The 25,832-nt window shown below is 66.1% G+C and carries 28 protein-coding genes; 14 read left to right on the top strand and 14 right to left on the bottom strand.

The window, feature by feature from the left end; genetic code table 11:
- The first annotated feature begins 120 nt into the window (after positions 1–120).
- Positions 121–687, top strand: coding sequence for a ComF family protein (locus AC1DOQ_RS00480; RefSeq protein WP_477358974.1), 567 nt, complete (start codon positions 121–123; stop codon positions 685–687).
- 32 nt (positions 688–719) lie between these two features.
- On the opposite strand, the gene AC1DOQ_RS00475 is transcribed toward AC1DOQ_RS00480, so the two are convergent.
- Entirely contained in the window at positions 720–1,352 is a 633-nt protein-coding gene (locus AC1DOQ_RS00475; protein ID WP_477358971.1) for a hypothetical protein, read from the bottom strand.
- A 185-nt stretch (positions 1,353–1,537) separates the two neighbouring features.
- On the opposite strand from AC1DOQ_RS00475, the gene trmL reads away from it, so the two are divergent.
- Together trmL and AC1DOQ_RS00465 are read left to right on the top strand one after the other, a co-directional pair.
- Positions 1,538–2,008 (top strand): tRNA (uridine(34)/cytosine(34)/5-carboxymethylaminomethyluridine(34)-2'-O)-methyltransferase TrmL, encoded by a 471-nt coding sequence (gene trmL, locus AC1DOQ_RS00470; RefSeq protein WP_442124235.1) that lies wholly within the window; start codon positions 1,538–1,540, stop codon positions 2,006–2,008.
- An 89-nt stretch (positions 2,009–2,097) separates the two neighbouring features.
- Positions 2,098–3,675, top strand: coding sequence for a poly(ethylene terephthalate) hydrolase family protein (locus AC1DOQ_RS00465; RefSeq protein ID WP_477358968.1), 1,578 nt, complete (start codon positions 2,098–2,100; stop codon positions 3,673–3,675).
- Between the two features lie 16 nt (positions 3,676–3,691).
- Here the strand turns inward: AC1DOQ_RS00465 and rfaE2 are convergent, their stop codons facing one another.
- Both rfaE2 and AC1DOQ_RS00455 read right to left on the bottom strand, forming a co-directional pair.
- A complete protein-coding gene (rfaE2, locus tag AC1DOQ_RS00460; RefSeq protein WP_477358965.1) occupies positions 3,692–4,174 on the bottom strand; it encodes a D-glycero-beta-D-manno-heptose 1-phosphate adenylyltransferase in 483 nt (160 codons plus the stop codon).
- 56 nt (positions 4,175–4,230) lie between these two features.
- Positions 4,231–5,412: a PilT/PilU family type 4a pilus ATPase gene (locus AC1DOQ_RS00455; protein WP_477358963.1), complete on the bottom strand. Its 1,182-nt coding sequence runs from the start codon at positions 5,410–5,412 to the stop codon at positions 4,231–4,233.
- Positions 5,413–5,531: 119 nt separating this feature from the next.
- Between AC1DOQ_RS00455 and AC1DOQ_RS00450 the strand changes: the two genes are divergently transcribed.
- A complete protein-coding gene (locus tag AC1DOQ_RS00450) occupies positions 5,532–6,479 on the top strand; it encodes a hydrogen peroxide-inducible genes activator (protein ID WP_477358960.1) in 948 nt (315 codons plus the stop codon).
- On the opposite strand, the gene AC1DOQ_RS00445 is transcribed toward AC1DOQ_RS00450, so the two are convergent.
- Positions 6,457–7,035 (bottom strand): hypothetical protein, encoded by a 579-nt coding sequence (locus AC1DOQ_RS00445; protein ID WP_477358957.1) that lies wholly within the window; start codon positions 7,033–7,035, stop codon positions 6,457–6,459. The two genes, AC1DOQ_RS00450 and AC1DOQ_RS00445, sit on opposite strands and share 23 nt — an antisense overlap.
- 133 nt (positions 7,036–7,168) lie before the next feature.
- Here AC1DOQ_RS00445 and ubiA point away from each other — a divergent pair, with 133 nt between their 5' ends.
- The 5 genes from ubiA (at position 7,169) to AC1DOQ_RS00420 (ending at position 10,632) form a co-directional block, all read left to right on the top strand.
- A complete protein-coding gene (gene ubiA, locus AC1DOQ_RS00440) occupies positions 7,169–8,023 on the top strand; it encodes a 4-hydroxybenzoate octaprenyltransferase (protein ID WP_477358954.1) in 855 nt (284 codons plus the stop codon).
- Between the two features lie 40 nt (positions 8,024–8,063).
- Entirely contained in the window at positions 8,064–8,384 is a 321-nt protein-coding gene (locus AC1DOQ_RS00435; protein WP_477358951.1) for an ElaB/YgaM/YqjD family protein, read from the top strand.
- Complete coding sequence (locus AC1DOQ_RS00430; protein WP_477358948.1) at positions 8,384–8,776, top strand: phage holin family protein; 393 nt, start codon at positions 8,384–8,386, stop codon at positions 8,774–8,776. The genes AC1DOQ_RS00435 and AC1DOQ_RS00430 overlap by 1 nt, the downstream gene beginning before the upstream one ends.
- Positions 8,769–9,059: a hypothetical protein gene (locus AC1DOQ_RS00425; protein WP_477358945.1), complete on the top strand. Its 291-nt coding sequence runs from the start codon at positions 8,769–8,771 to the stop codon at positions 9,057–9,059. The genes AC1DOQ_RS00430 and AC1DOQ_RS00425 overlap by 8 nt, the downstream gene beginning before the upstream one ends.
- A 412-nt stretch (positions 9,060–9,471) precedes the next feature.
- Complete coding sequence (locus AC1DOQ_RS00420; RefSeq protein WP_477358942.1) at positions 9,472–10,632, top strand: GGDEF domain-containing protein; 1,161 nt, start codon at positions 9,472–9,474, stop codon at positions 10,630–10,632.
- Positions 10,633–10,732: 100 nt separating this feature from the next.
- Here AC1DOQ_RS00420 and AC1DOQ_RS00415 read toward each other — a convergent pair whose 3' ends face one another.
- The 3 genes from AC1DOQ_RS00415 to AC1DOQ_RS00405 all read right to left on the bottom strand — a co-directional run bounded on the left by AC1DOQ_RS00415 (position 10,733) and on the right by AC1DOQ_RS00405 (position 12,526).
- Positions 10,733–10,927 carry a DUF1059 domain-containing protein gene (locus AC1DOQ_RS00415; RefSeq protein WP_477358939.1) on the bottom strand — a complete coding sequence of 65 codons (195 nt, stop codon included), beginning with the start codon at positions 10,925–10,927 and terminating at the stop codon, positions 10,733–10,735.
- A gap of 72 nt (positions 10,928–10,999) precedes the next feature.
- Positions 11,000–11,815, bottom strand: a complete 816-nt coding sequence (gene proC / locus AC1DOQ_RS00410) for a pyrroline-5-carboxylate reductase (protein ID WP_477358936.1) — start codon at positions 11,813–11,815, stop codon at positions 11,000–11,002.
- Between the two features lie 9 nt (positions 11,816–11,824).
- Positions 11,825–12,526 carry a YggS family pyridoxal phosphate-dependent enzyme gene (locus AC1DOQ_RS00405; RefSeq protein WP_477358933.1) on the bottom strand — a complete coding sequence of 234 codons (702 nt, stop codon included), beginning with the start codon at positions 12,524–12,526 and terminating at the stop codon, positions 11,825–11,827.
- A gap of 163 nt (positions 12,527–12,689) precedes the next feature.
- Here AC1DOQ_RS00405 and AC1DOQ_RS00400 point away from each other — a divergent pair, with 163 nt between their 5' ends.
- The 4 genes from AC1DOQ_RS00400 (at position 12,690) to AC1DOQ_RS00385 (ending at position 17,315) form a co-directional block, all read left to right on the top strand.
- Positions 12,690–13,733: a type IV pilus twitching motility protein PilT gene (locus AC1DOQ_RS00400; protein WP_477358930.1), complete on the top strand. Its 1,044-nt coding sequence runs from the start codon at positions 12,690–12,692 to the stop codon at positions 13,731–13,733.
- 9 nt (positions 13,734–13,742) lie between these two features.
- The gene (locus AC1DOQ_RS00395; protein ID WP_477358927.1) at positions 13,743–14,879 is read left to right on the top strand and encodes a PilT/PilU family type 4a pilus ATPase; all 1,137 of its coding nucleotides are present in this window, start codon (positions 13,743–13,745) and stop codon (positions 14,877–14,879) included.
- Between the two features lie 103 nt (positions 14,880–14,982).
- Positions 14,983–16,797: an L-lactate permease gene (locus AC1DOQ_RS00390; protein WP_477358924.1), complete on the top strand. Its 1,815-nt coding sequence runs from the start codon at positions 14,983–14,985 to the stop codon at positions 16,795–16,797.
- Positions 16,798–16,832: 35 nt separating this feature from the next.
- On the top strand, positions 16,833–17,315 hold the full coding sequence (locus AC1DOQ_RS00385) for a glutathione peroxidase (protein WP_477358921.1): 483 nt from the start codon (positions 16,833–16,835) through the stop codon (positions 17,313–17,315).
- Positions 17,316–17,498: 183 nt separating this feature from the next.
- On the opposite strand, the gene AC1DOQ_RS00380 is transcribed toward AC1DOQ_RS00385, so the two are convergent.
- From AC1DOQ_RS00380 to AC1DOQ_RS00350, 7 genes are read right to left on the bottom strand one after another with little or no spacing between them, the layout of a single operon-like run.
- Positions 17,499–19,565, bottom strand: coding sequence for a glycoside hydrolase family 97 protein (locus AC1DOQ_RS00380; RefSeq protein WP_477358918.1), 2,067 nt, complete (start codon positions 19,563–19,565; stop codon positions 17,499–17,501).
- Positions 19,566–19,616: 51 nt separating this feature from the next.
- Complete coding sequence (locus AC1DOQ_RS00375) at positions 19,617–20,303, bottom strand: pentapeptide repeat-containing protein (protein WP_477358915.1); 687 nt, start codon at positions 20,301–20,303, stop codon at positions 19,617–19,619.
- Positions 20,304–20,357: 54 nt separating this feature from the next.
- The gene (locus tag AC1DOQ_RS00370; protein WP_477358912.1) at positions 20,358–20,672 is read right to left on the bottom strand and encodes a hypothetical protein; all 315 of its coding nucleotides are present in this window, start codon (positions 20,670–20,672) and stop codon (positions 20,358–20,360) included.
- A gap of 38 nt (positions 20,673–20,710) precedes the next feature.
- A complete protein-coding gene (locus tag AC1DOQ_RS00365; protein WP_477358909.1) occupies positions 20,711–21,385 on the bottom strand; it encodes an NMCC_0638 family (lipo)protein in 675 nt (224 codons plus the stop codon).
- The gene (glcF, locus tag AC1DOQ_RS00360) at positions 21,382–22,623 is read right to left on the bottom strand and encodes a glycolate oxidase subunit GlcF (RefSeq protein ID WP_477358905.1); all 1,242 of its coding nucleotides are present in this window, start codon (positions 22,621–22,623) and stop codon (positions 21,382–21,384) included. Before glcF ends, AC1DOQ_RS00365 begins: the two co-directional genes overlap by 4 nt.
- A gap of 6 nt (positions 22,624–22,629) precedes the next feature.
- Positions 22,630–23,712, bottom strand: coding sequence for a glycolate oxidase subunit GlcE (gene glcE / locus AC1DOQ_RS00355; RefSeq protein WP_477358902.1), 1,083 nt, complete (start codon positions 23,710–23,712; stop codon positions 22,630–22,632).
- 9 nt (positions 23,713–23,721) lie between these two features.
- Positions 23,722–25,203 (bottom strand): FAD-linked oxidase C-terminal domain-containing protein, encoded by a 1,482-nt coding sequence (locus tag AC1DOQ_RS00350; RefSeq protein WP_477358899.1) that lies wholly within the window; start codon positions 25,201–25,203, stop codon positions 23,722–23,724.
- 74 nt (positions 25,204–25,277) lie between these two features.
- On the opposite strand from AC1DOQ_RS00350, the gene AC1DOQ_RS00345 reads away from it, so the two are divergent.
- The gene (locus AC1DOQ_RS00345) at positions 25,278–25,832 is read left to right on the top strand and encodes a cob(I)yrinic acid a,c-diamide adenosyltransferase (protein ID WP_477358896.1); all 555 of its coding nucleotides are present in this window, start codon (positions 25,278–25,280) and stop codon (positions 25,830–25,832) included.

Genomic DNA, 25,832 nt, shown 5'->3' with positions numbered 1-25,832 from the left:
CCCTGCCGCGAACATTTTTGCCAAACGGCAAAAAATCACTGCGCCCGCTGCGGCAATCCTTTAACGTCGTCCCCGCGCCCTACCCCGTCGTTCCCGCGAAAGCGGGAACCCTTACCGAGCATGCAAAACGACAACAAAGAAAACACCTGCCGCACCTGCCAAACCTACCCACCCAACTACGACGCCACCATCTTCGCCGTCGACTACACCCCACCCCTCGACCACCTGGTCCTGCAATTGAAATTCGGCGCCCGCCTCCCGCTGGCCCCCTGGTTCGCCCGCATGCTGAGGGACGCCGTGCTGGCCCGCCCCGGGCTGCCGCTGCCCGACCTGCTGTGCCCGGTACCGCTGGGTCCTGGCCGCCTGGTCGAACGCGGCTTCAACCAGGCCCTCGAAATCGCCAGGCCGCTGGCCGCCTCCCTGGGCGTGACCCTGCATCCGGCGCTGGCCTCACGCCGGGTCGATACGCGCGCCCAGTCCGGCGTCTCGCCGCACGAGCGCGCCGACAATATCCGCGGCGCCTTCGTCATCGAAGACCCGGATCTTGTGGACGGCCGTCACGTCGGCATCGTCGACGACGTCATGACCAGCGGCAGCACGCTGGACGAGCTGGCGGCCACTTTCAAGCGCTTCGGCGCCGCGCGCGTCACCAATCTCGTGTTCGCGCGCACGCCGCCGCGCGCCTGACGCGGCGGCGGTTCGCGCGGCGCGCGGACAGCTCAGGGCCCGGGGTGGGGATTGTCGGGCAGCGAAGGCAGCGCGCTCAGGTACTCGTAGACGGCGCGCAGGTCGTGGTTGGTCATCTTGCCCACCGCCGGCCACGGCATCACTTGCAGGATCTGGCCCGCCGGATCGTGGGGATTGTGGCCGGTGCGCAAGGTCTGCACGAACTCGTCGCGCGTCAGGCCCGCCGGGCGCCCCTTGTTGTCCGGGGTCAGGTTGGGGGCGGTGATGGCCGGCCCGAACATGCGGCCGCCCGACATGTATTGCTCGGCATTGACACGCTCCGGCTGGCCCTGGAAGGGATCGCCGCCGGGGGAATAGCTGGGGTGGGTGTGGCAATCGACGCAGCCCATCGTGTTGACGATGTAGCTGCCCTGCCAGACCATGCCGCGCGACTTGCCCTTCAGGTTGAGAATGACGCCGGCCGGCACGATTTCCCGGCCGCGCTGGACGCGGCCGTCGTTGTCGTCCAGTGTAGGGCTGGCTGCGCTGGCGCTGGCGTTGGCGTTGCCGTTGGCATTGCCGTTACCGTTGCCGGGGCCGGCGTCGGCCAGCAGCGGCAAGGCACTGGCCGACGCCAGGACGATGGCCGCCCAGCGATAGCGGCGGGAAAAACCGGATCCGTTCATGTTTCCTCCTTGTGTTGAAGTACACGGTGGCCGAAAACGAATCCACTCAGTATAGGCACAGCCTGTCAATACGCCAGGCAAATCCTGCCCATCGATCCTGATAGGACGACTTTGCAACGGTGATGCCGTTCTGCGCTATGCTCCCGCTTTCAAGGCATCCTGCCGTCGCCTTCAAGGAGAAGAATTTGTTTCACGTAGTACTGGTCGAACCCGAAATCCCACCGAACACCGGCAACGTCATCCGCCTGTGCGCCAATACCGGCGCCCAGCTGCACCTGATCGAGCCGCTGGGCTTCCCGCTGGACGACGCCAAGATGCGCCGCGCCGGCCTCGATTACCACGACTACGCGACCATGAAGGTGCACAAGAACTGGGACGCCTTCCTGGCGGACGCACAGCCGGACACCAGCCGCATGTTCGCCATGACCACCCACGGCTCTTCTCCCTTCGGCGACGCCGCCTTCAGGCCTGGCGACGTGTTCGTGTTCGGCGCCGAGTCGCGCGGCCTCGATCCGGCCCTGCGCGAAACCTTCCCGCCGGCACAGCGCATCCGCCTGCCGATGATGCCGGGGAACCGCAGCCTGAACCTGTCGAACACCGTGGCGGTGGTGGTCTACGAGGCTTGGCGCCAGAACGGCTACGCGGGCGGCGCGTAAGTACGCGACCGGGCTGGCAGATTTACCAGCTATACCCTGCATGGGTCGGCAGCTAGGATGAGAACTTTCCATCTCATCAAGCCTCCGTAATGCACAAACTTCTTGCCCTCCTCCTGCTGGCCGCTTCGGGCGCCGCCGCTGCCGGCGGCGCTGGCCCCTTCGTCTTCTCGAACGACCCCGGCCCCTGGCCGGTCGGCGTGCAGGTCAAGGCGCAGTACGACTACAGCCGCGTCTACCGTCCCACCTTCGACATGGTGACCGGCCAGCCCGAGACCCATGAGCGCGCGCGGCCGATCCAGGCGATCACCTGGTATCCGGCCGGCGCCAGGGGCAAGCCGCTTACCTGGCGCGACTACATGGCGACCAAGGCGACCGAGGATGCGCCCTGGCTCTCCGCCGCCGAAGTGCAGGCCGCGACCGATACCGCCATCGCCGGCAACACCGCCGGCCTGGCGCCCGCCGCGGCGAAACGCATGCTGGCGCAGCCGATGTGGGCCAGCAAGGATGCCCCCACCGCCGCCGGCAAGTTTCCGGTCGTGATCTACGCGCCCAGCTTCAGCGCCTCGGCCACCGAAAACGTCGACCTGTGCGAATACCTGGCCAGCCACGGCTACATCGTGATCGCCAGCCGTTCGATGGGGACGCGCACCAAGGCCATGACCAGCGACCTCGAAGGCCTGGAGGCGCAGGCCGCCGACATCGCCTTCCTGATCGGCCAGGCCAGCCGGATTCCGCAGGCCGACGTGTCGCGCATCGCCGTGGCAGGCTACAGCTGGGGCGGGCTGGCGAACGTGCTGGCGGCGGCCCGGGACGACCGTATCCGCGCGCTGGTGAGCCTGGACGGTTCGGTGCGCTACTGGCCCGAGTTCGTCGACGGCGGCAAGGATGCGGCCAGGTATGCGACGCCCGCGCGGCTGGCGGTGCCGATGCTGTTCGTGGCCCGCGAGCGCGACTCGCTCGAAACCCTGGCAAAGAGAAAGAAGAAGATCGACTTCAACCTGTTGAACCAGATGACCTATGCCGACATGACCGTCGTGACGATGCGTCCCATGACCCATGCGGACTTCGCGTCGGATGGCCTGCGCTTCGCGAGCGACAAGCGTTTCGGCGAGTACTCGCGCGACGAAGTCTCGATGGCGCACAGCTGGACCGCGCGCTACGTCGAGCGCTTCCTCGACGCCTACCTGAAGAACGATGCGAAGGCGATGGCCTTCCTCGACAACCAGCCCTCGGCCAACCAGGCGCCCGCCCACATGATGTCGGTGGAGCGCCGCAAGGGCGCCGGCACGGCGCCGACACTGGAAGCCTTCGTGCGCACTCTGCAGACCGGCGGCTACGAGCATGCGCAGGAAGTCTACGACAGGATGCATGCCGCCAGCCCGGAGTTCAGCCTGGAATCGGACTGGCTGAACGTCTACGGCTACCAGCTGCTGCGCAGCGGGCGCGTGAAGGAGTCGCTGCCGATCTTCCGTCTCGGCACCAGGCTGGCGCCGGACTGGGGCGCCATCGCCGACAGCCTGGCCGAAGCCTACGAGGCGGCCGGGGAGCGCCAGCTGGCGATCGACGAATACCGGCGCGCACTGTCGCTCGATCCGACGATCGGCCATTCGGCCGAACGCCTGAAGGCGCTGGAAACGGGAGCGCCGGCGAAGGCGGCCGGCGGTTGAATCCTGGTTGCCGGGCTTATCCGCCGAACTGGCGGATCCTGGCGACCAGCTTGGTGGTCGAGCGGTCGTGCGCGAAGTCGATCGCGACCGCCTTGCCGCCCTGGGCGATGACTTCCTTCCCTTCCGGGATCTCGGTCATGACGTAGTCGCCGCCCTTGGCGTAGATGTCGGGGCGGGCTTCCTGCACCACCTCCAGCGCGGTGTCCTCGTCGAACTCGACCACCAGGCTGACCGATTCCAGCGCGGCCAGCACGGCCATGCGGTCGGCCATGGTGTTGAGCGGGCGGTCGTCGCCCTTGCCGAGGCGCTTCACGGAGGCGTCGGTATTGACGGCGACCACCAGCGAGGCGCCCAGTTCGCGGGCCTGGGCCAGGTAGGTGACGTGGCCGCGGTGCAGGATATCGAAGACGCCGTTGGTCAGCACGACCGGTTTGGGAAGGGCGTCGACGCGCTGTCGAAGTTCGGCGCGGGTGGTGAGTTTTTGTTCGAAGGTGGGCATGGGAACTTGGCTTCCCGCCTTCGCGGGAATGACGATTCAAAGATTCGCTATTGTAATCAGCTCGCGCCCTCTTCCGGTTCTTCCTCGATCATCATCGACAGCTCGGCCTTCGAAGCGGCGCCGTCGCCACCCGGTGCGCGGCGTTCGCCCGAGAGCTTGATCTGCAGGCGCAGGCCGTTGGCCGAGTCGGCGTTGCGGATCGCTTCGTCGTAGCCGATGTAGCCGGCGTTGTAGAGTTCGTACAGCGCCTGGTCGAAGGTGCACATGCCCAGTTCGCGCGACTTGTGCATGATTTCCTTGATGCCGTGGAAGTTCCCCTTCAGGATCATCTCGCTGATGGTCGGGGTGTTCAGCAGGATCTCGATGGCCGCCTTGCGGCCCTTGCCGTCTTCAAGGCGGATCAGGCGCTGGGAGACGATGGCGCGCAGGTTCGCGGACAGGTCCATCAGCAGCTGCGGCCTTCTCTCTTCCGGGAAGAAGTTGATGATCCGGTCCATGGTCTGGTTGGCATTGTTCGCGTGCAGCGTGCCGAGGCAGAGGTGGCCGGTTTCGGCGAAGGCGATCGCGTGCTCCATGGTCTCGGTATCGCGGATCTCGCCGATCAGGATCACGTCCGGCGCCTGGCGCAGCGTGTTCTTCAGCGCGTTGTGCCAGGAGTGGGTATCGACGCCGACCTCGCGGTGGGTGACCAGGCAGTTCTTGTTCTTGTGGACATATTCGACCGGGTCCTCGACCGTGATGATGTGGCCGGCCGAGTTGGCGTTGCGGTAGTCGATCATGGCCGCCAGGGTGGTCGACTTGCCGGAGCCGGTGCCGCCGACGACCAGCACCAGGCCGCGCTTGGTCATCACGACATCCTTCAGCACCTCGGGCAGGTCGAGCTTCTCGAAAGTCGGGATCTCGGAGGCGATCGTGCGCACCACCATGCCCACGCTCTGCTGCTGCACGAAGACGTTGACGCGGAAGCGGCACACGTTCGGCAGCGAGATCGCGAAGTTGCACTCCATCTCGGCCTCGAACTCGGCGCGCTGGCGTTCGTTCATCAGCGACAGGGCCAGGGCGCGCGTCACCTCGCCCGACAGGCGCTGGCTGCTGAGCGGCTTCATGGCGCCCTGGTGCTTCATGCTGGGCGGGAAGTCGGCGGAGATGAAGAGGTCGGATCCGCCCTGCTGCTGCATGACGGTCAGCAGCTTGTGCATGTATGCCTGGGCTTCCGCCGGGCCGAAGGTGGAGGACATGGTGGCCTTTTTATTAACAGCGGGCAACATCACCCGGGAAGGCCATTATATCGACAGCTTTACCGCTAAAATAGTGCTCATCCTCTCATGCCCGCAGCACTGTTGTAATCCTGAAGCCCATGACCCTGACCGAACTGAAATACATCGTTGCTGTCGCCCGTGCCCGGCATTTCGGCCACGCCGCCGAGGCCTGTTTCGTCGCACAGCCGACCCTGTCCGTCGCCATCAAGAAGCTCGAGGACGAACTGGGCGTGACGCTGTTCGAACGCGGCGGCTCCGAAGTCTCGGTGACGCCGCTGGGCGCCCAGATCGTGGCCCAGGCCGAACGCGTGCTGGAACAGACCGCCGCCATCAAGGAACTGGCCAAGCAGAACAAGGATCCGCTGTCGGGCCCGCTGCGCCTGGGCGTGATCTATACCATCGGCCCCTACCTGCTGCCGCCGCTGGTGAAGAACCTGATCGACAAGGTGCCGCAGATGCCGCTGGTGCTGCAGGAGAATTTCACGGTCAAGCTGCTCGACCTGCTGCGCCAGGGCGAACTCGACGCCGCCATCATGGCCCTGCCGCTGCCGGAACACGGCATGGCGGTACAGCCGCTGTACGACGAACCCTTCGTGGTCGCGATGCCGAAGAATCATCCCTGGGCCACGCGCAAGGAAATCTCGGCCGCAGACCTCAAGAGCGAAACCATGCTGCTGCTCGGCGCCGGCCACTGCTTCCGCGACCAGGTGCTGGAAGTCTGCCCGGAGATGGCCAAGTTCTCCTCGCCCAGCGCCGGCAACGGCATGCAGCGCACCTTCGAAGGCTCGTCGCTGGAGACGATCCGCCACATGGTTGCCAGCGGCATCGGCCTGACGGTGCTGCCGCGCGCCTCGGTGCCGGACATGAAGGACCCGAACGGCATGCTGACCTTCGTGCCTTTCCAGGATCCGGCGCCGTCGCGCCGCGTGGTGATCGTCTGGCGCAAGAGCTTCACGCGCCGCGCCGCGATCGACGCCGTGGTCAATGCCGTTGCCGAATGCGGGCTGCCGGGCGTGGAGATGGTCACGTTCCAGGACGCGGCCTGAGACGCGGCTGAACGGCCGGCGCCGCAATGACGGCAGCAGCTGCCGCCGGCGCCGGCTCGGGATGGAAGCCGGGCAACTGGCAGGCGCCCGGCGCGGCCGGCTGGCGCGCCAGGATGTTTTCCAGCAGCTCCGTGCTGCGGCGCGGCGCGGCGGCACCCACGGTGCAGCGCACCGGCTCCCAGGTCACCCCGGTCAGCCTGAATTCCATCGTCTGCACGTGATAGCCATGTCCCCCCTGTTCGACGGCCACCACGACGGTGTCGCCATTCACGGCGCCGAGCGCGAAGCGGCGCTGGGGCAGGCCGCCCCCCGGCACGTCGCCGGCATTGAAGCGGTCGCCGCGGTCGGCGATCCCGCCCTCCTCGCCCAGGCCCACGCCCAGCAGGGCCTGGATGCCGGCCGGCAGCTCGCGCAGCGACTGCGCCTCGGTCCAGTCAGCCGCGCCGCGCTCCGCATCCCATCGGCCCGCGCCGGCGCCCGCCCTGGCAGCCGCATCGGCCAGCGCACAACAGCCGAGCCCGATACCTGCCGCCACCACGATACTTGCGAGCTGCATCTCGTCCCCCTTTTTTATTGTCGAAAGCCGGCATCGTAGCCCGCTCGAGCCCGTCATACCTTGTGCATAGTCGATCGTGCGCCACGAACAGGCTAAAATCCTGATCTTGCAAATTTTCAATTCAGAATCCGCGATGAACAAGCTGGCGCTCTACTTCCGCCTGATCCGCGCCGACAAGCCGATCGGCATCCTGCTGCTCCTGTGGCCGACCCTGTGGGCCTTGTGGATGGCATCCGGCGGGCGGCCCGACCCGATGGTGGTCCTCATCTTCGTACTCGGCACCGCCCTGATGCGTTCGAGCGGCTGCGCGATCAACGACTACGCCGACCGCGACTTCGACCGCCACGTCAAGCGCACCGTCGACCGCCCGCTGACCAGCGGCCGCATCAAGGGCTGGGAAGCGCTGATGGTCGCCGCGGCGCTGGCGATCGTGTCCTTCCTGCTGATCCTGCCGCTGAATACGCTCACCAAGCAGCTCTCGGTGATCGCCGTGATCGTGGCCGGCAGCTACCCCTACTTCAAGCGCTTCTTCGCCATTCCCCAGGCCTACCTGGGCATCGCCTTCGGCTTCGGCATCCCGATGGCCTTCGCCGCCGTGCAGGACCACGTGCCGGCGGTGGCCTGGTGGCTGCTGGTGGCGAACGTGTTCTGGGCCGTGGCCTACGACACCGAGTACGCGATGGTCGACCGCGACGACGACCTCAAGATCGGCATCCGTACCTCGGCGATCACCTTCGGCAGATACGATGTCGCCGCCGTCATGCTGTGCTATGCGGCGGCGCTGGGCATCGACCTGGTGTGCGGCTGGATGCTGGGCCTGCGCTGGTGGTTCGTGGGCGGCGTGCTGGTGGCGGCCGCGATGGCGCTGTACCACTACACCCTGATCCGCGGACGCGACCGCATGCGCTGCTTCGCCGCCTTCCGCCACAACAACTGGCTGGGCGCCGCACTGTTCGCTGGCGTCGCGCTGGACTATGCTTTAGGTTAATATTGACACTAATACACACCCACTTTCGACGAGGTTCACCATGATGGAAAAAATCCCGACCCAGACCGGCGCGCGCGACCAGCTGCTGTCCGACCTCAAGACCGTCATCCATGACGCCGAAGCCTGGCTGCGCCACAGCGGCTCGCTGACCGGCGAAGAGCTGAAGGCGGCCAAGGCCAAGTTCGAGCGCACCCTCGTCAAGGCCAAGGACGACATCATCCGGCTCGAAGAAGCCGTGGTCGAGAAGACCAAGGTCGCCGCCAAGGCCACCGACGAATACGTCCAGGAAAACCCCTGGAAGTCGGTCGGCATCGCCGGCGCCGTCGGCGTCGTGATCGGCATGCTGATCGCCCGTAAGTAATGGCGATCCTGGCGGCCGTAGGCCGCGTGGCATCGACCCTGGTCGCCATGGTCGGCACGCGGCTGGAGCTGGCCGCCGTCGAATTCCAGGAAGACGCGCGCCGCCTGCTCGGCTACCTCGCCTGGTCGCTGCTGGCGGTGTTCCTGGCGGCAGGCGCCATCATGCTGGTGGCGCTGTTCGTGATCCTGTTGTTCTGGGACTCCTACCGCCTGCAGGCGGTGGCCGGCATGGCCGTCCTGCTGGGCGCCGCCGCCTTCCTGATCGTGTCGAGCGTACGCGCCAAACTGAACGCCCAGACGCCCCTGTTCGCGGCCACGCTGGCCGAACTGCGCAAGGACGTCGAGTACGTGCGCCACACGGCCCATGCACACGCGGAGGCCGCCAATGAATAAACCTTCCCTCGCCGCACGCCGCGCGGAACTCGTCGAGCGCTGCGCCGAGCAGCGCACCGGCCTGGCCTACGAACTGCAGTCGCTGCGGCCGTCGAATGTGCTCGACCATCCGGTTGCCGGCTATGTGGCCGGCCACAAGAAACTGGTGCTGGGCGCCCTCGGCGCCGGGCTGGGCATGGCGCTGCTGCGCCGCAAGCGCCTGCTGGCGCTGGCCGCCTCCGGCACCTCGGCCTGGCGCATGGCCCAGGGGGCGCTGGCGATGCTGGCACGCTTCCGCCAGTAAGCGCACACCGTGCGTGTGGCGGCGCGACACCGGTTTGTCCTGGCGGTATCGCCGCCGCGGTCGCCATCGAGACTCACCCCGCCCGCAGTGGCAAGCGCCTCCTGGGCATCCTGCTGCCGGCAGCCTTGATGCTTGGGTTCGGATATTTTTTCTATTCGCCTTTCCAATCCTTGTGCTCCGTGCCTGCACGGCCGTCATGAACGAACGGGAAGAGCTTGGATTCGAAGCCTGGGTCAACTGCTGAAGTCGTACATGCCGGACTTCCCTGTCCGCTTAGTGTCGATTCCACCACGCTGTGAAAGTTTGTGATTTTTTCAATCAGGCAACCTGTTATGCTGGAAAGATCGGCGAATCCGTCCACCGGCGAACAGCCGCAACCAGCGTGTCTCCTTACCCAGCGCCCAGGCATGTCGTGAACACCCATCAATCAACCAGCAAGTCCGACCTGGCTCTTGCCCGCGAAACCGGCTTTTCGGAATGTGCGATTGCGCTTCGGCGCGCACTCACCACCACGCCAGTCGGATGGCTGCTCGCCGTATGGTTCTGCTGGGGCCGTGTTCCCATCCATTCCATCGCCTTGTGGCTGGGGTGTGCCGCCGCCGTGTGGGCCGGCAGCCTGGCGGTCTTGCAGCACATGATCGTCACCGGCTCCAGCCTGGCGCGGCATGGCAATCGGCTTCGCTGGATCGCCGGACTGGACGGCTTTGGCTGGGGCCTGCTTACGTGGTTCCTGATCGGCTATGACCCCACGCTCGACGCGACGCTGATGGCGCTGCTGTGCGGCGTCACCTCGATCAATGCACAGGTGTATGGGACTTATGTCGTTGCCTATTTCGGGCAGATCGGGATTTTGTGGGGCATGGCGGTATTCGGATTATTGCTGGTTACCAGCAGCCAGGGTGCGCTCGATTATGTTGCCGGCCTGAGCGTTTTCATTGCCCTCACTGCCTACTATACGCGTGCAATCTCGCAACGCTTGATCGAAGGGATACGCCTGCTGCATGCCAATGCCTCACTGGCGTCGCAACTGCGCACGGCGCTCCACCAGGTCGAACTCGATGCGGCGACCGACGCGCTGACAGGGCAAGGGAACCGCCGGGCACTCGATGAAGCACTCAAGCAGCAGCTCGATCGACGCGCAGCTTCCGGCGCCCCGTTTTCCATCCTGATGCTCGATATCGACTTCTTCAAGAAGATCAACGATGAATTCGGCCATATGGTCGGCGACGATGTCCTGCGCGCTTTCGCGCAGAAGCTGCGCGAGTTCCTGCGTTCGGACGATTTCTGCGCGCGCTTCGGCGGCGAGGAGTTCGTCGTCGTCCTGCCGGACACGCCCCTGGTCGCAGCAATGGAAATCGGCGAACGTATCTGCAGAGGTATTGCGCACGCTCCCCTGCTGGCCAAGCCGAGGGTGCAGGCAACGGTGTCCATTGGCGTGGCGACAATGGAGCCAGGGCAGAACATCAGTGAACTGTTTGCCGCAGCGGATGCCGCCGTCTACCTTGCGAAGAACGAAGGGCGCAACCAGGTGCGCTCCCGCATGCACATGCCGGTACAGGTCGCCGGCATATGAAGCCGGCCGCCTTTACCGGACCGGGTGGCCGTCCAGCGTGTAGCTGATGCGGGCGTTGTAAGCGCCCTTCGGCGCCCGCCGTCCTCGGTGCCGGCCCGGATCAATCGGGCGGCCGGCCCTCGTGCATGATCTGTTTCAGCTGCGTGCGCAATTCGGGCGTATCCGCATGCTTGTGCACGGCAACCGCATGCTGGGCAGCGGCGTCGATGAGCTCATCCTCACGGTCGGCCGCGATCGTGATGCTGCAATTCATTTCGCTCGGAAACTCACGACAATCGATATATTTGCGTGTCATGGCGCTCTCCTGGCTTGAGGCATTCAAGCAAAGTATAGGCCGCCCTGCGGGGACATCAAGCGGAGAAGCCGTTTATCCCCTGCCCAGCTCCTCGCCCAGCTCGCGCCCGCGCTCTGCCGCCGCCTTCATCGCATCGACGATGGCCTGCTTCACGCCGGACGCTTCCATGCTGGTGATGGCCGCATGAGTCGTGCCGCCCTTCGAGGTGACGCGCTGGCGCAGCACCTCGGCCGGCTCGCCGGACTGCGCCGCCAGCTGGGCCGCGCCGGTAAAGGTCGCCATCGCCAGCTCCCTGCCCTGCTCCGCGGACAGTCCCATCTCGACGGCCGCCTGCTGCATCGCCTCGAGGAAGAAGAAGACATAGGCCGGGCCGCTGCCCGACACCGCCGTCACCGGATCGATCAGCTCTTCCGACTCCAGCCACACGGTCTTGCCGACCGCGCGCAGGATGCTGTCGGCGGCGGCCTTTTGCGCCTCGCTGACGCCGGCCATCGCCACCATGCCGGTGATGCCCTGGCCGATCAGGGCCGGCGTGTTCGGCATGGTGCGCACGATGGCGCCATAACCGCCCAGCCAGCGCGACAGGTCCGTGCCGCGGATGCCGGCGGCGATCGACAGCACCAGCGGGCGCGCATCCAGTTGCGACTGCAGGCGCAGCGCCACGTCGCGCATCTGCTGCGGCTTCACGGCCAGCACGATCACCTCGCTCGCCGCGACTTCGGCGGCGATCTCGGGCGCGGTCGTCACGCCATATTGCGTCCGCAGCTTCTCGAGCGCCTCCGCGTTCGGATCGACCACGTGGATGTCGCCGGCCTGCGCCACCTTGCCGGCCAGGCCGGCGATGAGGGCGGTGGCCATGTTGCCGCCGCCAATGAAACTGATTTTCATATTGCTCTCTTATTCGTAATGGCGGGCGCCAAAGATGGCGCTGCCTACACGCACGATGGTCGCGCCTTCCATCACCGCCGCGCGCATGTCGCCGGACATGCCCATCGACAGGGTATCCAGCTGGATGCCGGACTTGACGAGGGCCTGGGCCAGCTCGCGCAGGCGCGCAAAGGGCTCCCGTTGCAGCGCCGGGTCTTCCTGCGGTTCGGGAATCGCCATCAGGCCGCGCAGGCGCAGGTTCGGCAGCGCGGCGACCGCCCGCGCCAGTGCCGGCAGTTCTTCCGGCGTCACACCGCTCTTGCTGGCTTCGCCGCTGATGTTCACCTGCAGGCAGATATTCAGCGGTCCCAGCTCGGGCGGGCGCTGCTCGGACAGGCGCTGGGCGATCTTCAGGCGTTCGACCGTGTGCACCCAGGAGAAACTGGCGGCGATCGGGCGCGTCTTGTTCGACTGGATCGGGCCGATGAAATGCCATTCCAGCGGCGTATCCGGTAGCGCTTTTGCGACAGCCGCGATCTTGTCGACGCCTTCCTGCAGGTAGTTCTCGCCGAAGGCGCGCTGGCCGCAGGCGGCCGCTTCGAGCACGGCTTCCGCAGGGAAGGTCTTCGATACGGCCAGCAGCTGGACCGTCGAACGCGGCCTGTTTGCGGCCCGGCAGGCGGTCTCGATTGTCGCTTCGACAGCTTGCAAGTTCCCGGCGATTGTGGACATAATGGTTTTCTACAGGAAATATTTTTCGGTCTAAGCAAAGCGGCATAACGTCGTTCCCGCGAAGGCGGGAACCCAGGTTTGCATGAGTATCGTCGACGCAAACAGAACTTGGATCCCCGCCTTCGCGGGGACGACGACGATGCAGCACAAGGATTATATCTAAATGGACATCTCTGAACTCCTCGCCTTCTCGGTCAAGAACAAGGCCTCGGACCTGCACCTGTCGGCCGGCCTGCCGCCGATGATCCGCGTGCACGGCGACGTCCGCCGCATCAACCTGCCGCCGCTGGAGCACAAGGACGTGCACGGCATGATCTATGACATCATGAACGACGGCCAGCGCAAGCAGTACGAAGAGATGCTGGAGTGCGACTTCTCGTTCGCGATTCCCGGCTTGGCGCGCTTCCGCGTCAACGCCTACAACCAGGAACGCGGCGCGGCGGCCGTGATGCGTACGATTCCGTCGAAGATCCTGAGCCTGGAAGAACTGAACGCGCCGCGGATCTTCGCCGAGCTGGCCCTGAAGCCGCGCGGCCTGGTGCTGGTGACCGGCCCGACCGGCTCCGGCAAATCGACCACGCTGGCGGCGATGGTCAACCACCTGAACGAGAACGAGTACGGCCACATCCTCACCATCGAGGACCCGATCGAGTTCGTCCACGATTCCAAGAAGTGCCTGATCAACCAGCGCGAAGTCGGTCCGCACACGCTGTCCTTCAACAACGCGCTGCGCTCGGCGCTGCGCGAAGACCCGGACGCGATCCTGGTCGGCGAGCTGCGCGACCTCGAGACCATCCGCCTGGCGCTGTCGGCCGCCGAAACCGGCCACCTGGTGTTCGGCACCCTGCACACCTCGTCCGCAGCCAAGACCATCGACCGTATCGTCGACGTCTTCCCGGCCGAAGAAAAGGAGATGGTGCGCGCGATGCTGTCGGAATCGCTGCAGGCCGTGATCTCGCAGACCCTCCTCAAGACCAAGGACGGCCTGGGTCGCGTGGCCGCGCACGAGATCATGATCGGCACCCCGGCGATCCGCAACCTGATCCGCGAAGCCAAGATCGCGCAGATGTATTCGGCGATCCAGACCGGCTCCAACGTCGGCATGCAGACCCTGGACCAGAACCTGACCGACCTGGTGCGCCGCAACGTGATCGCAAGCAGCGCCGCCCGCGCCGCCGCCAAGATTCCGGAAAACTTCCCGGGCTAAGGAATAGACATGGAACGCGACCAGGCCTCCAAATTCATGTTCGACCTGCTGCGCCTGATGGTCGGCAAGGGCGGCTCCGACCTCTTCATCACGGCCGGCTTCCCGCCCGCGATCAAGATCGACGGCAGGATGACGCCGGTCTCGAACCAGGCCCTGAACGGCAGCCACACGGCCGACCTGGCGCGCGCCATCATGAACGACAAGCAGGCCGCCGACTTCGAACTGTCGAAAGAAGCGAACTTCGCGATCAGCCCCGGCGACCTGGGGCGCTTCCGCGTCTCCGCCTTCATGCAGATGGGCTGCGTCGGCATGGTGCTGCGCGTGATCACGACCACCATTCCGAAATTCGAGGACCTCGAACTGCCGGCGGTCCTGAAGGACGTGATCATGACCAAGCGCGGCCTGGTGATCATGGTCGGCGCCACCGGCTCCGGCAAGTCGACGACGATGGCGGCGATGGTCGGCTACCGCAACGAGAACAGCTACGGCCACATCATCACCATCGAAGACCCGGTCGAATTCGTCCACCCGCATCGCAACTGCGTGATCACCCAGCGCGAAGTGGGCGTCGACACCGACAGCTTCGAAGCCGCCCTGAAGAATTCGCTGCGCCAGGCGCCGGACGTGATCCAGATCGGCGAGATCCGCGACCGCGAAACGATGGAACACGCGATCGCCTTCGCCGAAACCGGCCACCTCTGCCTGGCCACCCTGCACGCCAACAGCGCCAACCAGGCCCTGGACCGCATCATCAACTTCTTCCCGGAAGAGCGCCGGCAGCAATTATTGATGGATTTGTCGCTGAACCTGAAGGGCCTGATCTCGCAGCGCCTGATCCCCAAGAAGGAAGCCAAGGGCCGCGTGGTCGCGATCGAGATCATGCTGAACTCGCCGCTGATCTCCGACCTGATCTTCAAGGGCGAAGTCCACGAGATCAAGGAGATCATGAAGAAGTCGCGGGAACTCGGCATGCAGACCTTCGACCAGGCCCTGTTCGACCTCTACGAGGCGGACAAGATCAGCTACGAGGATGCGCTGCGCAACGCGGACTCCCTCAACGACCTGCGCCTCAACATCAAGCTCAACAGCAAGCATGCGAAGAACCGCGATCTCTCGGCGGGGACGGAGCACCTCGGCATCGTCTGATTGGCCTGCAGGGGGCGCGCACAATTGATGAACCTATGAAAACGCGCCCGCGCGTTCCATAATGTCATACAGCTAGGCCTGTCGTTCCTTCAAGGAGACGATCATGTGGCAACAGGTGTATGACCCTCTGGGCAACGCCGTCCTGTCGACGTTGGCGGCAGCCATCCCCGTCGCCGTGATGCTCGCGGCACTCGCTTTTTTCCACATCAAGGCGCATATTGCCGCCCTGCTTGGCCTCGCCAGCGCATTGTTGGTGGCAATTTTCGCGTATGCAATGCCACCGCCGACCGCGATATCGGCCGCCCTGTATGGCGCCGCCAACGGCTTGCTGCCAATCGGCTGGATCATCCTGAACGTGATCTTCCTGTACCAGCTCACCGAGCGTAAAGGCTACTTCAAGATCCTGCAGGAATCGATTACCGGCATCACCACCGACCGCCGCCTGCAACTGCTGCTGGTGGCGTTTTCCTTCGGCGCCTTCTTCGAGGGCGCCGGCGGCTTCGGCACCCCGGTGGCCGTGACCGGCGCCATGCTGATCGGCCTGGGCTTCGCGCCGCTGGCCGCCTCCGGCCTGTCCCTGATCGCCAACACGGCGCCGGTGGCGTTCGGCGCGCTCGGCTCGCCCCTGATCGCGCTGGCAGGCGTCACCGGCCTCGACCTGCTGCAACTGTCGGGCATGGTCGGCCGGCAGCTGCCCTTCTTTTCGGTGCTGGTGCCGTTCTGGCTGATCTGGGCTTTCTGCGGTTTTTCCGGCATGGCCGCAATCTGGCCGGCGGCCCTGGTGGCGGGCGTGACCTTTGCAGTCCCGCAATACCTGATCTCGAACTTTCACGGCCCGTGGCTGGTCGACGTCGGCGGCTCGCTCATGTCGATGCTGTGCCTGACCTTGTTCCTGAAAGTGTGGAAGCCGGCGACGCTCTGGCATGACGCCGCGGGCAAGCTCAAGACCAGTACGGCAACCGGCACGCAACCCAACGAAGGCGCGGGTGCCGGCGCTGGGGCTGGCGCCGGCATGGGAGCCTATGCCGGTGCAGGTGCAGGTGCGGGCGCGGGCGCGGGTGGCGGTGCCTATGCCGGCACCGATCCCTATGCCGATACGAACGGGACCGGCGGCGGCGGTGCGCCGGGTCGTGCGCCGCTGGTCCACAATCATCCGCGCGCGGCCGTGCTGCGGGCCTGGCTACCCTGGCTGATCCTGTCGGTGCTGGTGTTCCTGTGGGGCATACCCGAGTGGAAGAAGATGCTCGACAGCATTTCGGTCTTCAAGTATGACTGGCCGGCGCTGCACAAGGTGGTGCAGAAGATGCCGCCGGTGGCCAGCAAGCCGACGCTTGAGCCCGCCGTGTACACGCTCAACTGGCTGTCCGCCACCGGCTCCGGCATCCTGGCCGCCGCCATCATCTCCGGCCTGGTGATGGGCTACAGGGTGCGCGAGCTGTTCGCCGTCTACTGGGCCACGCTCAAGCTGATGCGCTTCTCGCTGCTAACGATCGCCGCCATGCTGGCGCTCGGCTATACCACCCGCTATTGCGGCCTCGACTCGACCCTCGGCCTGGCCTTCGCCAACACCGGTGTGCTGTATCCCTTCTTCGGCACCCTGCTCGGCTGGCTGGGCGTCGCGCTGACCGGTTCGGATACCGCTTCCAACGTGCTGTTCGGCGGCCTGCAGAAGACCTCGGCAACCCAGCTCGGCCTGAACCCGGTCCTGATGGCGGCGGCCAATTCCTCGGGGGGCGTGATGGGCAAGATGATCGATGCCCAGTCCATCGTGGTGGCCTCCACGGCAACCAAGTGGTACGGCCACGAAGGCGAGATCCTGCGCTATGTGTTCTTCCATTCGATCGCGCTGGCCTGCCTGGTCGGCTTGCTGGTAACGCTGCAGGCCTATGTCTACCCGTTCACCGCGCTGGTCAGGTAAGATCATCTGATCAACATCGACTACAGGAGTCCTTCGTGAACGTCTTCGATTTCCAGGCCGCCTCACTCGACGGCAAGCCGGTCGACCTCGCCCAGTACCGCGGCAAGGTCCTCCTGATCGTCAACACCGCCAGCAAATGCGGCTTCACCCCGCAGTACCAGGGACTCGAGACCGTGTACCGCGAACTGCACGGCCGCGGCCTGGAAGTGCTGGGCTTTCCCTGCAACCAGTTCGGTTCGCAGGAGCCGGGTTCGGAAGAAGAGATCGGCGCCTTCTGCGAAAAGAACTATGGCGTGAGCTTCCCGATGTTCGCCAAGGTCGACGTCAACGGCGACAATGCGCATCCGCTGTGGAAGCACCTGAAGGGCGAGGCGCCGGGCGTGCTGGGCACCGAAGGCATCAAGTGGAACTTCACCAAGTTCCTGATCGGGCGCGACGGCAAGGTGGCCAAGCGCTATGCGCCGACCACCAAGCCGGAAGAGATTGCGGACGATATCGAGAAGCTGCTGGGACAGTGAGACCGTGGAATTTGTAAACGGACTAGTACGGTACAGGCGGATACATGTTCATTTCTTTACCTTGTTCACGTAACGTGAACAGAATAAGAAATTGAAACTCGATTTATTTTCGTGCCGCGCATGCGCGGCCGGATCGACGTCCATACGACCCGGCCCTTAGCATCCGATATTCTTCTTTATAGTTCACTGCTTCGGCGTGAAACGGATCGCCTGCCCGCCCCCCGGCGCCAGCTTCAACTGCAGCACGTCCTTCGCGGTCACGGTACGCGTTTCAAGCACCAGATCGAAGCGATGCTCGTTGCGGTAATCCGCCGCGTCACCGTCGCGATAGATCTCGGCCACGTACGGCTTGCCCGGGTCGAGGAAGCCCAGCGGGAAGGACAGCGTGCGCGCCTGGCCGTCGGTGACGGCGCCGGCGTACCAGTCGTCCGACTTGCGGTCCTTGCGCGCGATGCTGACGTATTCGCCGACCGCACCGTTGATCACTCTGGTTTCGGCCCAGTCGGTCGGCACGTCGCGGATGAACTTGAAGGCGGCCGGATACTTGGCGTAGTTCTCCGGCAGGTCGGCCGCCATCACGATCGGCGAATAGATGACGACGAAATTGGCGAGCTGCTTGGCTTGCGTCGAGTTGAACACCTTGCCGTCCGCGCCCAGCAGGCTGAGGATGCCCGGCGTGTAGTCCATCGGGCCGCTCAGCATGCGGGTGAAGACCAGCTTGGCCTCATGGTCGACGGCGTTGGGTGGATTGCCCCAGGCATTGTATTCGACGCCGCGTGCGCCTTCGCGCGAGATCCAGTTCGGATACGTGCGGCGCAGGCCGGTGTCCTTGACCGGCTCGTGGGTGTCGACGGCGATCCTGTAGCGCGCGGCATCAAGCACCGCTTTCAGGAAGTGCCGCACGCCCTCCTGCGAATCGTAGTGGCCGAAGTGGATCTTGCCGTCCGGACCCTGGAACCGCATGCTGCCGGCTTCGTGCACATAGCCGGACTTCACGCTGTCCACGCCCAGCTTCGCATACAGCCGGTACGCCGCGTCCATCTGCTTTTCGTAGGCCGGCAGGTTGCCGCCGGTCTCGTGGTGGCCGATCAGGCGCACGCCCTTCTGCTTCGCATAGGCGGCCAGCGCCGGCAGGTCGAAGTCTGGATAGGACTCGGTGAAGCTGAAGTCGGCGCCGCCATGGCCCCAGTCGCTTTCCCAGCCGCGGTTCCAGCCTTCGACCAGCACGCCGCGGAAGCCGTTCTGTGCGGCGAAGTCGATGTATTTCTTGACGTTGGCCGTGTTGGCGCCATGCTGCGGCCCCGCGTTCCAGGTCGTGTGCTGCAGGTGCATGCTCCACCAGACGCCGACGAACTTGGATGGGTGGACCCAGGACACGTCGCCCAATCTGTTCGGTTCGTTCAGGTTCAGCTCGAGATCGGACATGTAGAGGCCGGCCGCGTCGTCGGCGATGCGCAGCGTGCGCCACGGGGTCGTGAAGGCGCCGTGGCGGACCACCGCCGGGCCGATGCTCGACGGCGCCAGTTGGGCGCGCAGCTTCTGCCCTTCGACCTTGCGCACCCACATCGAGGCGTAATCGACCAGCGCCGCCTCGTGCAGGGCGAGGTGGGTGCCGTCCGCCAGGCGCATGGTCAGCGGGGTGTTGGCGGTGCCGATTTCGGCCAGCGGCGCCTTCTGGATCTGTTCTTCAAGGCCCGGCAGCTCGCCGGCCGGGATCCACCAGGCAGTGGCCGGCTGGGCGACCACGAATTCGGTCAGCTCGTCGAGGATCTCGGTGTCGCGCAGCTGCGGCTGGTCCGGGAATTCGTAGCGGAAGCCGACGCCGTCGTCGTAGATGCGGAATACGATCGCCAGCGCGCGATTCGCACGGCTTTTCTGCTCGACCTCGACGCGCAGCTCACGGTAGTGGTTGCGCACGAAGCGGCGCTCGCCCCAGGGCTGCTCCCAGGTGTCGTCATGCTCGCTGACCTGCTTTGCGCGCAGGCTGAAGCCGCCGTCCAGCTTCTGTGCGTTGGCCAGGTTGAAGCCCAGGCGCGACAGGCCGATGATCTCCTTGCCGCGGCGCTTGATGTCGTAACCCAGCTTGCCCATGCCGTCGATCTGCACGTCGACGCTGAGCACGTCGCCCGGCGAAGCCGCGCTGGCCACCACGGCCTGCGCCCAGGCGGACTGGCCGGCCAGGCTGAGGGCGGCCGCCAGTGCCGCGGCAAACAAACGGAAATCCGGCTTGAAACGGGGACGAACGCGCATCGCTGACACCTCCACAAAAGAGATGTAATTTTACTACAGCCGCGTTCGGATTCAGGCGACGTTCAGGCCCATCGCCCGCACCAGTTCGGCCGCCTGGCGCGGCGAGATGGTGGCGCCGGCGAACTGCTTGGCGTTCGAGAGTTTCAGCCCGCCGAGGTCGGCCTCGCGCAAATCCGCATGCTCGAAGCGCGTGTCCTTGATGTGGGCATCGCGCAGGCTGCCGCCTTCGAACACGGCGTCGCGGAAGTCGCAGCCCGACAGGTCGGCGTCGGAAAAATCCAGGCCCGTGAGCCTGGCCTTGCGGAAGGACATGCGGCGCAGGTCGGCGCCGATCAGCAGGCTATCCTCGAAGGACAGGCCGAGCTGGCCGACCTCCTCGAAGCTGGCGCCGGTCAGCTTGCAGCCGCGGTAGCTGCAGGAGGCCAGCTTGGCGCGGCGCCAGCTGGCGTTGTTCAGGTCGCAGGCTTCGAAGCGCGCGTCGACCAGGTCGGCGGCCTCGAAATCGGCATGGCCGCCGCGGCAGCGCCGCCAGCGCGTGCGCGCCAGGTTGGCAGCAAAGAAGGAGGCCTCGGCCACGGCGCAGTTGGCAAAGCTGCAGTCCTGCAGGTTCAGGCGCGACAGGTCGGCCTGCTGGAAATCGCATTCTTCGAACACCAGCAGCGCTTCCTGTGCGAGCAGTTCTTCGATGCGGTCGCGGCCGACGGTTTCGCCGCTGATGGTCATGGTTGGTTTCGACATGCCGACAGCATAACCGGCCACGTCCGAAAATACAGCCTCGTTTGAAGCCGCGCTCTAACGCGTCTCGACCAGTGCCGAGGAATGGATGGTGCAGCCGCGGTGCACGTTCTCGAGGAAGCGGATCGCCTCGCCCAGGCGCGCCGTGGCCGGCAGCATGCGGCCCAGCGATTCGTCGTCGTTCAGCTGGTCGATGCCGTAGGCGATCGCGCGCGAGACGTCGCGGGCCTGGCGGCCGTCGCTGTTGTAGAGTGCATCGTAGACGCCGATTTCTTCCCACAGAGAGACGTAGCCGGGGCCGATCGAATCCTGGAACGCGACCGAGGGCGCCGCATCCTCGTCCTGCGAAATCAACCGGAACACGAAACTCATGGCACCTCCGCCTTGCATAATTCGGGGCGCCGATCCTATCACGGCCTTGGGTTTCGCGCCGGACGCGCCGGGGTCCTGGACGGCGGCGCTGCGCCCGTGGCGTCACCGGCAATCATCGCCACCGAACCCAGCGCCTGCAGCTCGGCCTTGGGCGATGCCGTGGTGGTGAGCATGAATTCCATCTTGCGGCGCGCGCCCGGCGGCGCCCAGGTCGACGACACGGTGCGCATCTTGATCTTGTCCGCGCTCAGCTCGTCCCGGCTGGGGCCGCGCTTGGCCACCATCGGCTTGGGCGCATCGGCGACGATGTCGAGGAAACCCTTTTCGATCGCGGCGGTGTTCGCGCGGTGCGCGTGCAGCAGGCACAGGTTCTTCCCGGCAGGCAGGGCCAGCACGTAATTCCCCAGCTTGCCCTTGTACGGCACCGGCCAGGCGTCGCCGTCCATCCCGGCCAGGAACAGCTTGGCGTCTTGCGCCGGCAGTTTCGGCACCTTGTCGCGCAGCAGGCGGGCGCGGAACTCGTCGAGGTCGCCGAAGTGGCGTACGCACAGTTCGACGTAGAGGTTCAGGAAGCCGTCGGCGCCTTCGTCCGCTCCGGCGGCCTTCTTGTTGGCGGGCTTGGCGGCGTGATGGGCGGCAGGCTTGTGCGCCTGTCCTTCCCCCGCCAGGGCCGCCATCGGCAGGACCAGCAGCAAGGCTGCGACGACCCTCATCGGACCGGCGCCCCGGCCAGGGCGCGGTCGACCAGTTCGATCCAGTGCGTGACCGGCGTCTCCGTGCCCGACTGCAGGTGGGTGATGCAGCCGATGTTCGCGGACACGATCTCCTTCGCCCCGGTGGCCTCCAGGTTGGCGACCTTGCGGTCGCGCAGCGCATGCGCGATCTCCGGGTGCAGCACCGAATAGGTGCCGGCCGAGCCGCAGCACAGGTGGCTGTCCGCGCACAGCACCACGTCGACGCCGGCGGCGCGCAGCACGCCCTCGACCTTGCCGCGGATCTGCTGGCCATGCTGCAGGGTACAGGGCGGGTGGAAGGCGATGCGTTCCTTGATGCTGCCGGCCAGGCGCGCGCCGATCTCGCCTTCGAAATCCTGCATGACTTCGGACAGGTCCTTCGTCATCGCGCTGATGCGCGCCGCCTTCTCGGCGTACTGCGGGTCGTGGGCCAGCAGGTGGCCGTATTCCTTGACGGTGACGCCGCAGCCGGAGGCCGTCATCACGATGGCCTCGACCTTGCCGCTGTCGACATAGGGCCACCATGCGTCGATGTTGCGGCGCATGTCCTGCAGGCCGCCGTCCTGGTCGTTCATGTGGTAGCGCACCGCGCCGCAGCAGCCGGCCTTGGGGGCTTCGATCAGCTGCACGCCCAGCGCATCGAGCACGCGTGCGGTGGCGGCGTTGATGTCGGGCGCCATCGCCGGTTGCACGCAGCCCGCCAGCGCCAGCATCTTGCGCGCATGCTCGCGCCGCGGCCAGGCGCCCGCGCTGCGCGCCGGCTGCAGCTTGTCGCGCAGGCTGTGCGGCAGCAGCGGACGCGCCGCCTGGCCTGCCTTGAAGGCCGGCTTGAACAGTGCGCCGCGCGGCAGGAATTCCTTCAAGGTCGTGCGTTTCACGCGGTCGCCCAGCGGCCGGGCAACGCGCTCTTCGACCACCTTGCGGCCGATGTCGACCAGGCGCCCGTACTTCACGCCGGACGGGCAGGTACTCTCGCAGTTGCGGCAGGTGAGGCAGCGGTCCAGGTGCAGCTGGGTCTTGCGGGTCGGCTCTTCGCCTTCCAGCACCTGCTTGATCAGGTAGATGCGGCCGCGCGGGCCATCCAGCTCGTCGCCCAGCAGCTGGTAGGTCGGACAGGTGGCGGTGCAGAAGCCGCAGTGCACGCAGGCGCGCAGGATGGCTTCCGCCTCATCTCCTTCGCGCGTGCCCTTGATGAAATCGGCGAGGTTCGTTTGCATGGTTCTTTAATACATCCGGCCGGGGTTGAAGATGTTCGACGGATCGAATCCGGCTTTCAGGCGTTCGTGGATCTTCGCGACGGCCGGCGCCAGCGGCTGGAACACGCCGACGCTTTTATCGCCGCCGCGGAACAGGGTCGCGTGGCCGCCGCAGGCCTTCACCGTGGCGCGAATGCGCTCGGCCGCGGCGGCATCGCCGTCGGCGCGCAGCCAGCGCTGCGCCCCGCCCCACTCGATCAGCTGCGGGCTTCCCAGCACGATGGCCCCGTAGGTGGACGGCACCGACAGCCGCCAGAGCGGTGCATCGCCATCGAAGAAGGCATGGCGCTGCTCGCGCAGGCTGGCCCAGAAGGCCTCGCAGTCAGGCATGATGTGGCCGCCGTGCGCGATGCCCAGCGAGCGGATCGCGGCATCGACCGCGGCCCGGGCGCCGGACAGGCGCAGCGACAGGATGCCGTCGACCCAGCAGCTGGCCGAGATCGGCAGCGGCTGGCCGCCCCATTCGTTCAGCTTGCGGATGGCGTCGACCTCGTTCATCTCGAAGCGCAGCGTGGCTTCGCGGTAGGCCAGCGGCAGTACCTTGACCGAGACCTCCAGCAGCAGGCCGAGGGTGCCCAGCGAGCCGGCCAGCAGGCGCGAGACGTCGTAGCCGGCCACGTTCTTCATCACCTGGCCGCCGAAAGTCAGGATGTCGCCCTTCCCGTCCAGCAGCTTGGCGCCGAGCACGAAGTCGCGCAGGGCGCCGCTGCTGGCGCGGCGCGGGCCCGAGAGGCCGGCGGCGATGGTGCCGCCCAGGGTCGCGCCGCCGTCACCGAGATGCGCGAAGTGCGGCGGCTCGAAGGCCAGCATCTGCTTGCGCTCGGCCAGCACGGCTTCGATGTCGGCCAGGGGCGTGCCGCAGCGCGCCGTGATCACCAGTTCGGTCGGCTCGTAGTCGACGATGCCGGCATAGGCGCGCGTGTCGAGGACTTCGCCTTCGAGGCGCTGTCCGTACCAGTCCTTGCTGCCGCCGCCGCGGATGCGCAGCGCGCCTTTGCCTGCGGCCGCGGTGCGCACCTGGTCCTGGAATCGTTCAAGAATCTGCTGCATGGTGTACTTTCAAAAACGCGGCAGGTCCGCGAACGGCAGCACGCCGCCGCTGACCCGCATCTTGCCCATTTCGGCGCAGCGCTGGAGGGTCGGCACCGCCTTGTTCGGATTCAGCAGCATGGCGGGGTCGAAGGCGCGCTTGACCGTGAAGAAGGCTTCCAGCTCGTTCGCGCCGAACTGCACGCACATCGAATCGATCTTCTCGACGCCGACGCCGTGCTCGCCGGTGATGGTGCCGCCGACCTCCACGCACAGGGCCAGGATGGCGGCGCCGAAGTCTTCCGCGCGCTGCAGCTCGCCCGGCTTGTTGGCGTCGAACATGATCAGGGGGTGCATATTGCCGTCGCCGGCGTGGAACACGTTCGCGCAGCGCAGGCCGTAGGTGTCCTGCATCGCTTCGATCCGGCTCAGCACGTGGGCCAGGTGCTTGCGCGGGATGGTACCGTCCATGCAGTAATAGTCGGCCGAGATGCGGCCCGCCGCCGGGAAGGCGTTCTTGCGGCCGGACCAGAAGCGCAGGCGCTCGGCCTCGTTCTGCGACACCGCGATGGCGCTGGCACCGGCCTGCTGCAGCACTTCCGTCATGCGTTCGATTTCCTCGGCCACCTCGAGCGCGGTGCCGTCCGCCTCGCACAGCAGGATCGCGGCCGCCTCGAGATCGTAGCCGGCCTTCACGAAGGGCTCGACCATGCGCGAGGAGGTACGGTCCATCATCTCCAGGCCGGCCGGGATGATGCCGGCCGCGATCACGCTGGCCACCGCGTTGCCGCCCGTCACCACGTCGTCGAACGACGCCATGATCACCTGGGCCAGCGCCGGCTTCGGCACCAGCTTGACGGTCACTTCGGTGACGATGCCGAGCATGCCTTCCGAGCCGATGAAGACGGCCAGCAGGTCCAGGCCCGGCGAATCGAGGCCGTCACCGCCCAGTTCGATGACATCGCCTTCCATCGTACAGACGCGCACGCGCAACACATTGTGCACCGTGAGGCCGTATTTCAGGCAGTGCACGCCGCCGGAGTTCTCGGCCACGTTGCCGCCGATGGTGCAGGCGATCTGCGAGGACGGATCCGGCGCATAGTAGAGGCCGAAGGGCGCCGCCGCTTCCGAGATCGCCAGGTTGCGCACGCCGGGCTGGACCACGGCGGTGCGCGCATAGGGTTCGACGCGCAGGATGCGGTTCAGGCGCGCGGTCGAGATCACCACGCCGTCTGCCAGCGGCTGGGCGCCGCCGGAAAGGCCGGTGCCGGCGCCGCGCGGCACGATCGGCACCTTCAGCTCGCGGCAGACCTTCAGGATGGCCAGCACCTGCTCCTCGTTGTCGGGCAGCGTCACGATCATCGGCAGCTGGCGGTAGGCCGCCAGGCCGTCGCATTCGTAGGGACGGGTATCTTCGGGATCGTGCAGGACGCAGCGCTCGGGGAGCACGGCACGCAGGGCGCCTGCCACCTGGCGGCGGCGTTCGGGATCGACTGGTATGGCGGGAATCATAAGCCGATTGTAAGCACTATTGCACTATTTTGGCGTATGCTCGCGCTATCTTTTTTTATAGGCAGGGCATAAGCATGGGCAATCGACTTTCGAAAATCGCGACCCGCACCGGCGACGACGGCAGTACCGGACTCGGCGACGGCAGCCGTACCGGCAAGGACAGCGCCCGCATCGCCGCGCTGGGCGACGTCGACGAACTGAATTCCTTCGTCGGCCTGCTGCTGTGCGAGGACATGCCGGCCGGGCTCAGGGAAGAGCTGATCTCGATCCAGCACGACCTGTTCGACCTCGGCGGCGAGCTGTGCATCCCGGGCTACCAGATGATCAAGGACGAGCACGTGGCGCGCCTGGACGGCCTGCTCGAGAAATACAATGCCGACCTGCCGGTCCTGAAGGAATTCATCCTGCCGGCCGGCTCGCGCGCGGCATCGACGGCCCACGTGTGCCGTACCGTGTGCCGGCGCGCCGAGCGCAGCATCGTCGCGCTGTCGAAGACGGACACCATCAACGCCCAGCCGCGTCAATACGTGAACCGCCTGTCCGACCTGATGTTCGTGCTGGCGCGCGTGCTGAACCGCTTCGCCGGCGGCAGCGACGTGCTGTGGCAGCACGAGCGCAAGCGCGGCTGA

The sequence above is a fragment of the Massilia sp. 01N417 genome (assembly GCF_056399645.1).
Note: the sequence above shows the minus strand (reverse complement) of the source record. Positions and strands in the feature narration are given on the sequence as shown.

Coding starts and splice junctions, on each gene's coding strand:
- AC1DOQ_RS00480 (WP_477358974.1), top strand. CDS start 121: ATGCAAAACGACAACAAAGAAAACACCTGCCGCACCTGCCAAACCTAC.
- AC1DOQ_RS00475 (WP_477358971.1), bottom strand. CDS start 1,352: ATGAACGGATCCGGTTTTTCCCGCCGCTATCGCTGGGCGGCCATCGTC.
- AC1DOQ_RS00465 (WP_477358968.1), top strand. CDS start 2,098: ATGCACAAACTTCTTGCCCTCCTCCTGCTGGCCGCTTCGGGCGCCGCC.
- rfaE2 (WP_477358965.1), bottom strand. CDS start 4,174: ATGCCCACCTTCGAACAAAAACTCACCACCCGCGCCGAACTTCGACAG.
- AC1DOQ_RS00455 (WP_477358963.1), bottom strand. CDS start 5,412: ATGTCCTCCACCTTCGGCCCGGCGGAAGCCCAGGCATACATGCACAAG.
- AC1DOQ_RS00450 (WP_477358960.1), top strand. CDS start 5,532: ATGACCCTGACCGAACTGAAATACATCGTTGCTGTCGCCCGTGCCCGG.
- AC1DOQ_RS00445 (WP_477358957.1), bottom strand. CDS start 7,035: ATGCAGCTCGCAAGTATCGTGGTGGCGGCAGGTATCGGGCTCGGCTGT.
- ubiA (WP_477358954.1), top strand. CDS start 7,169: ATGAACAAGCTGGCGCTCTACTTCCGCCTGATCCGCGCCGACAAGCCG.
- AC1DOQ_RS00435 (WP_477358951.1), top strand. CDS start 8,064: ATGATGGAAAAAATCCCGACCCAGACCGGCGCGCGCGACCAGCTGCTG.
- AC1DOQ_RS00430 (WP_477358948.1), top strand. CDS start 8,384: ATGGCGATCCTGGCGGCCGTAGGCCGCGTGGCATCGACCCTGGTCGCC.
- AC1DOQ_RS00425 (WP_477358945.1), top strand. CDS start 8,769: ATGAATAAACCTTCCCTCGCCGCACGCCGCGCGGAACTCGTCGAGCGC.
- AC1DOQ_RS00415 (WP_477358939.1), bottom strand. CDS start 10,927: ATGACACGCAAATATATCGATTGTCGTGAGTTTCCGAGCGAAATGAAT.
- proC (WP_477358936.1), bottom strand. CDS start 11,815: ATGAAAATCAGTTTCATTGGCGGCGGCAACATGGCCACCGCCCTCATC.
- AC1DOQ_RS00405 (WP_477358933.1), bottom strand. CDS start 12,526: ATGTCCACAATCGCCGGGAACTTGCAAGCTGTCGAAGCGACAATCGAG.
- AC1DOQ_RS00400 (WP_477358930.1), top strand. CDS start 12,690: ATGGACATCTCTGAACTCCTCGCCTTCTCGGTCAAGAACAAGGCCTCG.
- AC1DOQ_RS00395 (WP_477358927.1), top strand. CDS start 13,743: ATGGAACGCGACCAGGCCTCCAAATTCATGTTCGACCTGCTGCGCCTG.
- AC1DOQ_RS00390 (WP_477358924.1), top strand. CDS start 14,983: ATGTGGCAACAGGTGTATGACCCTCTGGGCAACGCCGTCCTGTCGACG.
- AC1DOQ_RS00380 (WP_477358918.1), bottom strand. CDS start 19,565: ATGCGCGTTCGTCCCCGTTTCAAGCCGGATTTCCGTTTGTTTGCCGCG.
- AC1DOQ_RS00375 (WP_477358915.1), bottom strand. CDS start 20,303: ATGTCGAAACCAACCATGACCATCAGCGGCGAAACCGTCGGCCGCGAC.
- AC1DOQ_RS00370 (WP_477358912.1), bottom strand. CDS start 20,672: ATGAGTTTCGTGTTCCGGTTGATTTCGCAGGACGAGGATGCGGCGCCC.
- AC1DOQ_RS00365 (WP_477358909.1), bottom strand. CDS start 21,385: ATGAGGGTCGTCGCAGCCTTGCTGCTGGTCCTGCCGATGGCGGCCCTG.
- glcF (WP_477358905.1), bottom strand. CDS start 22,623: ATGCAAACGAACCTCGCCGATTTCATCAAGGGCACGCGCGAAGGAGAT.
- glcE (WP_477358902.1), bottom strand. CDS start 23,712: ATGCAGCAGATTCTTGAACGATTCCAGGACCAGGTGCGCACCGCGGCC.
- AC1DOQ_RS00350 (WP_477358899.1), bottom strand. CDS start 25,203: ATGATTCCCGCCATACCAGTCGATCCCGAACGCCGCCGCCAGGTGGCA.
- AC1DOQ_RS00345 (WP_477358896.1), top strand. CDS start 25,278: ATGGGCAATCGACTTTCGAAAATCGCGACCCGCACCGGCGACGACGGC.